Raw genomic sequence first — 5,883 nt, 5'->3', positions numbered from 1 at the left:
ACCTTCGACTCCAGGTCGGCCAGCTTAAGGCCATAGGCACGGCGGATATCCCGCTCGAACACCTGCCGGTAGGCGGCTTTGATGACCTCTTCTTTCTCAGCATTGGAAAGCCCCGGCTTCATGGCAAAGACGGGAACCTTTTCTGCGGCCAAGTTGTAAACCTGGGGTAGCTGTAGCCCTTGCAAGGGCAGGCCATCGGCGGTGCTGGCGTTGCGCTGCCGCAGCTTGTCGGAGGGAGCAGGGGCAATGAACTCGCTCAAGAGCACGTCGAAATACTGGTTGATGATGGCCACCGCCTCGCCATCTTTGCGGAAGTAGCTGGCTGAGGCCCGCTTCATCTCTTGGATGGCGACAATGGTGGCCTCGGCAGAGCAGGCGTTTTCGATGATCTCCCGCAGGCCCCGGGTGTTAACCACAAGGATGTTGGGATCCCCGGCCACCAGGGCGTAGGTGACATAGCGCAGGAACCAGCTTAGATCCCGCAGGGACTTGCGCATGTTGGCAGCCCCGTAGCGGGAGATGTTGATGGGGCGGAAGTTGGGCGGGATCTCCACGCCGCTGGCGCTGAAGAGATTGCGGATGGCCTCGAGGAAGCCACCCGTGGACTCCACATAGAAGGCGGTGCCCAGCTTAAAGGCTTCTTTCTCGTCTTGAGTGACTTCTGGCCGCTCCAGGTAGGCCATGGGGGAGCCGCCGGTGAAGATGCGGTTGGCAGCCCGGCTGACAATGATTTCGGAGTTGGCGGCGATGACCTCGGCAATCTGCAGCCGCTTCAGACCGCTGGAGAAAAAGTCGTCAAGGCGATCCAGCTCGGTGCGCGAGAGGTAGCGATCCTGCTGTTCTGCCTGGGAGATGGTGGAGAGGGGCACGGTTTGGTAAAGACGGGGGCTGGAGACGACTGCGCCGCCAGATGCGTTGATACCCATCGCTCTCTTAAACTCCGTTTATCGAAAAACTGCCGACAAGGCTCAGGGAGGATGCCCCGGGAAAGGGGCTGACCCATGGACTTAGCTAAACCGGCCCCCATCCCTCTCAGAGTTGGGGAGGAATGGACGCCGCGTCCCTGAGGGGGAAGCCAAGCCTAGAATACTAGGGGGATGCGCCCGGAGTGGGGAGGTTGTTGCAGTTTGTAACACTCATTCTCAGTTGCCTTCTCGTCAAAAACCATGGCCTCTGACCCTTCTTTGCACCTTCCCGACTCTCTGCGGGCAGACTGGGAACAGGGATGCTACGGCTCTGTTGCTCAAAGTTTGCAGCGGCAGCTTGAGCAGGGATCCCAAGAGCCCCTGCTGTATTGGTGGCTGGGATCTGCCTACCTACTCCTGGGGCGGGAGCTAGAGGCGCAGCTCACTTGGCAGGAGGGTCTGGCCCTCCTAGGGGCCGAAGCTGAGGCTACCCGCTGCTGGGCAGAGGGACTGCTGGAGCTGGCAGAGGGGCTGTGGGAAAGGGGGCAGTGGCCGCAGGCGGCGGCTTTGTATCGGCAGTTGCTAGAAAGTGGCGCTGCCCCAGAGGCGGCGTTGGCGGCCCATCGCCTTGGCCTAGTCCAGGAGCGCAGCCGACTGTGGCTAGAAGCAGCAGAGTGGTTTGAAGAGGCCTGCCGCTGGGATCCAACGGCCACGGAGAGCTTTTGGCGCTGGGGCCTGGCCCTGCTCAAGCTGGGCCGGTTGCGGGAGGCCCTCTCCCCTCTCCAGGAGGCAGCGCGGCTAAGGCCAGAGTGGGGGGATCCCTGGGTGCAGATGGGCCTGGCTTGGCTGGATCTGGGGGAGCTGGAGCAGGCGGTGGCCTGCTTTCAGGAGGCAGCGGCGCGGGGCACCCAGACAGCAGAGCTCTACAGCTACTGGGTAGAGGCTCAGGTGCGGCGGAATGACCCGCAGGGGGCTTGGGAGAAGTTCCGGCAGGCGCTGGCGGCGGAGCGGGAGTGGCTACAGGCCTGGTGTGAGGGCAGCGGCAGAGACAGCCTCCTGCGGCTGGAGCTGGAGCAGGCCCTGCAGGGATCCCCTGGCAGCCTTTGGCAGGAGCGGTACCGCGCCTGGCAGCAGCGCTGGCTCCCTGCGCAGGCAACCCTTCCTTCCCCAGCCTGCCAGAGCCCACCGCCCAGTGCTGGCAACCCCCTGCCAGTGCCCAGCCAGGGTTACCTTACCACCCGGCAGTGGCACCAGGCCACCGGCGAGGGCAGCTACCAGGTGGTGGATCCAGAAGGGGTTCTCTGTCTCCAAGCTCCTCCTACGGCTGACCCTGCCATTGGGCAAAAGCTGCGCTCGCAGCGGATCCCCTTGGCCGAGACCTTTGTGGCCCAGATTCCGCAGGGATCCGTGCACGTGGGCCACTATCCCCGCCACCTCTACGCCAGCTTTGCCAGCGCCGTGCTTACCCGTAGGGGTGAGTTGCTGGCCGATGTCTCCCCCAGCTTGCCGCCGCCGGAGTTTCTCGACTGGGACTGGAAGCCGGCTCACCTAGAACACCACCCCGTTTTGGACTTGCCCCACCTGCCGCCGCCAATTCCGCTGGATGGCCCTGTCGCCCTCTTGCCCCTGGGGGCAGTCAACTACTTCCATTGGATGGTGGACATCCTGCCCGCCCTCGATCTCCTACGCCGCTCCGGCGTCCTCGAAAAGGACATCCCCCTCTTGGTTCACGGCTACCAGGGCAAGCCTTTCCAGGTGCAAAGCTTAGCTGCCTTGGGGATCCCAAGCGAGCGCCTCCTCAGCTTTGAGCAGGCGGGGGGATCCCATGTGCAAGCGCAGAACCTGATTGTGCCCTCGCTGGCGGGGCCGGTGGGGTGTCTAACCCCCAGGGGCTGGCAGGTGCTGCAGCAACTGGCTCCTCTGGGGCAGGCGGCGGGGCTACCGCGGCGGATCTACATTAGTCGTCGGGCTGCCCGCTGGAGGCGGGTCATTGACGAGGCAGAGGTTCTCGAGGCTTTGCGCCCCTGGGGATTTGTGTCTGTGCAACTGGAAGCCCTTTCTCCGGGCGAACAGATAGCCCTGATGCAGAGAGCAGAGGCAGTCATTGGGATCCACGGGGCGGGCTTGACCAATCTTGCCTTTTGTCAACCTGGCACTGTTGTTATCGAGATTTTCCCCACCAATGCCGTGCTCCCCTACTTCTGGAGCCTGGCCCAGGTGGTGGGGCTGAACTACTTTCCCCTGCTGGCTCCAACCTGTGACCCGGCCCTGGTGGCCCTGTTGGCCAGCCCAGAGTTGGATCGGGAGGATGCCTGGGTGCCGGTTCCGGCTCTACTGGCCTTGCTAGAGCAAACAGGGCTGCAGTAATGGGATCGGAGGGACTCGAACCCTCACGTTCTTGAGGAACAACGGATTTTAAGTCCGTAGCGTCTACCATTCCGCCACGATCCCTGGAGTAGCCGTACTACTCTACCAAAGGGTTTGCTGTGGGGGACTAGGAGGCTTCTATAGGGAGAGTATGGCATGCCAGCTTCTGGCAGACAGCCTGGCGCAGGAAATGGGCTAAGGCCGCCACGCAGTCTCGATCCTCAAGAAGCAGGTCGCGCCGCTCTTGGATTTGCTGAGCGATTTGCTGCCGAAATTGGGGATCCGTTCCCAGTTGTACGGCCAGCTCTTCGTAGCGCTGGAGGTCTGGGGCAATTAGAAGCTCAAGGCCCATTCTTTTGAGGATGGCGTAGGTGTGGCGGCCCCGCAGAAACCGGCCAGGGCAGGTGACCACCGGCAAGCCGGCAGCAATGGCTTCCAGGGTGGTGATCCCGCCCGACCAGCCGTAGGAGTCCAGCATGATGTCCGCGCAGCGATTGAGATCTAGGTAGTCTTGATGGTCCAAGGCGGGCAGGATTCGACAGTGGTCTTCCACCGCAAGACCATAGCTGGAAAAGATGGAGGCAAGCCGCTGCCAGAAGCGCTGACCAATGGCAGCATTGGGCAAGGCCAGGAAGACAAATTGGGCCCTGGGCACTTGCCGAGCAATAGCTGGAAAAAGGTAGTCGTATTGCGGCAGGTACTTGCCCAAATACTGGCAGGTGAGATAGACAACGGCCTCTTGAGGCAGACCAAAGTCCTGGCGGTAACGTCTCTGGGGAGGCAAAACGGGCTTTTCAAAACAGGTACCCAGGTGGGGCAGCCGGACCAAGGTTTCGCTGTAGTGGGCCTGCCCATTTTCAGGCTCCATGAGGTCGCTGGAGAGAAAGTAGTCAATGGTCGACAGTCCCGAAGTAACCGGATGAGCCCAGGTGGAGCATTGGACTGGGGCTAGCCGCAGGGACGCCAGCTGCAACATAAGGGGAGAAAGGCCAATTTCCAGGTACACCAAAACATCCAGCTGATCCTGCAAAATTTGGCGGGCAGCCTCTTCAAAGCCAGTGGGAATGTGGCGGAAGACATCGGCATGCTGACGGTATTGCTCCGTCAGGAAATCAACTCTGGGATCCAAGTGGTAGGCAAAGACCTGGAAAGGCTGCTTGGAGCGGGCCTTTAAGTACTTCACCCACCCCAAGGAAAGGCGGCTGTAAGAGCAAGCGCGCATGGAGGCCGAGACAAACCCAACGCGAATGGGATCCCCTGGCCGGGCTTGCCGGGGAAGATACTCCCAATCGGGGTAGGAGGCTTTCACAATGCGCTGCACCAACTGAGCGTATTTCTTCTGCAGCTCCAAGTCGTCGTAGCCCTGGTACTGCAGAAGGTGAGGCGTTCCCCAACTTGACCCTAAAAAGGCAAGCCGCCGCTGCTCTGGGGTGTCTAGAGGCGTCTCCTGAATGAGGCGATCCAGGTGCTCTACAAAGCGCAAGCGAAAGCGGTGTAGCTCCTGTTCATCCTGATAGATAGCCGGCAGATAGAGATGGTAAAGCCAGCGGGCTTGCACCAAGTTAGGATCCAAAGTCCATGCCTTTTCCAGGTGATCCAGAGCCGCGCTGTGTTCCCCTTGCTCGCGATGGGCTATCCCCAGACAAAAATGCACCTCAGCCCAAGGGATCCCTGCTAGTGGATCTGGATTTTCTAACAGGGAGCCCAGCAAGGAGATTGCCTCTTCGTGGCGGCCTAGGTTAACAAGAATCTTGCCCGCTTGAAAGGCAGAAAGGTAAGCCTTGGGATTGAGGCTCAGGCTCTGCCGATAGCAAGATAGAGCCTTTTCCAGTTGCCCCAAAGACTCATAGACAACGCCCAGGTTGTGATGATAGAGGGCTACGTGGGGATTGAGCTCAATGGCCTCGGCAATCAAGGCAGCCGCCCATTCCCCCTCCCCCTTGGCCTGGGCCACCGTCCCCAGCAGGTGCAGGGCATCGGGTTGATCGGGAAACTCCGCCAGAATTTGCGAGTAAATGGCTTCCGCTGTTCGCAAGTCGCCAGCCTGCTGGGCCTGGATCCCGGCCAGCAGCTTATCCTTGGGGGCGAGATCCGACATTGAAACAAGGGAAGCTGGAGAGTTTTCCTCACTATAGGCCCTCCAGCTCCGATTAGAACCCCCCTCGCCGCCTTCCTCTCCCTAGGTCTCATGTTGCCAAAAGCACATAAAAACGGTATCAACGCTTCTGCGATCGCCTCGCCAAAACCCGCAAAAGCCGATTTTTTCGTTGACCCGCTCGATGCCTTGCGCCACAAGGCTTTCAGGCCTCTCACCCCCCCTCTGCAAGGCCTTTTTTTGCCCTCTTCGACCGACCCCCTCGCAAATAGGTCTTGCATTCCTTGCCCCGCTTGGGTTTAATAGGGGTAGAGTTCCCCCTTCGGGGGGATCCCTAGAAATTGGAAACCTCCGCGCTCTATGCGCAACCGAATCAGGCTGCGCAGTTCCCCCTTCGGGGGGATCCCTAGAAATTGGAAACATTGCCCATATTCAGTTTTTCGTTCATTGTTGTGCTCCTCAAGTTCCCCCTTCGGGGGGATCCCTAGAAATTGGAAACTAGTCAGTACTCAAAGT

2 protein-coding genes, 1 tRNA gene, 1 pseudogene and 1 CRISPR repeat array are annotated in these 5,883 nt (G+C 60.3%); of the genes and pseudogenes, 1 reads left to right on the top strand and 3 read right to left on the bottom strand.

All coding sequences use genetic code 11. From position 1 onward, the window contains the following. Nucleotides 1–926: pseudogene (locus tag SYN63AY4M2_RS12185) on the bottom strand (photosystem I reaction center subunit X); the annotation flags it as partial. Nucleotides 927–1,166: 240 nt separating this feature from the next. Here SYN63AY4M2_RS12185 and SYN63AY4M2_RS12180 point away from each other — a divergent pair. Next, on the top strand, nt 1,167–3,272 hold the full coding sequence (locus tag SYN63AY4M2_RS12180; protein ID WP_099887415.1) for a glycosyltransferase 61 family protein: 2,106 nt from the start codon (nt 1,167–1,169) through the stop codon (nt 3,270–3,272). Here SYN63AY4M2_RS12180 and SYN63AY4M2_RS12175 read toward each other — a convergent pair. Both SYN63AY4M2_RS12175 and SYN63AY4M2_RS12170 read right to left on the bottom strand, forming a co-directional pair. Then, a tRNA-Leu gene (locus SYN63AY4M2_RS12175) sits at nt 3,273–3,356 on the bottom strand. Nucleotides 3,357–3,399: 43 nt separating this feature from the next. Continuing rightward, a complete protein-coding gene (locus SYN63AY4M2_RS12170; RefSeq protein WP_099887414.1) occupies nt 3,400–5,370 on the bottom strand; it encodes a tetratricopeptide repeat protein in 1,971 nt (656 codons plus the stop codon). 309 nt (nt 5,371–5,679) lie between these two features. After that, nucleotides 5,680–5,866: direct repeats of the CRISPR family, unit length 37 nt; unit sequence AGTTCCCCCTTCGGGGGGATCCCTAGAAATTGGAAAC. Nucleotides 5,867–5,883 lie beyond the last annotated feature (17 nt).

This window comes from Synechococcus sp. 63AY4M2, from assembly GCF_002760475.1.
In the GTDB taxonomy this organism is placed as follows: domain Bacteria; phylum Cyanobacteriota; class Cyanobacteriia; order Thermostichales; family Thermostichaceae; genus Thermostichus.
Note: the sequence above shows the minus strand (reverse complement) of the source record. Positions and strands in the feature narration are given on the sequence as shown.

What these genes read in the sequence shown, in the direction of transcription:
- SYN63AY4M2_RS12180 (WP_099887415.1), top strand. Translation starts at nt 1,167, where the DNA reads ATGGCCTCTGACCCTTCTTTGCACCTTCCCGACTCTCTGCGGGCAGAC.
- SYN63AY4M2_RS12170 (WP_099887414.1), bottom strand. Translation starts at nt 5,370, where the DNA reads ATGTCGGATCTCGCCCCCAAGGATAAGCTGCTGGCCGGGATCCAGGCC.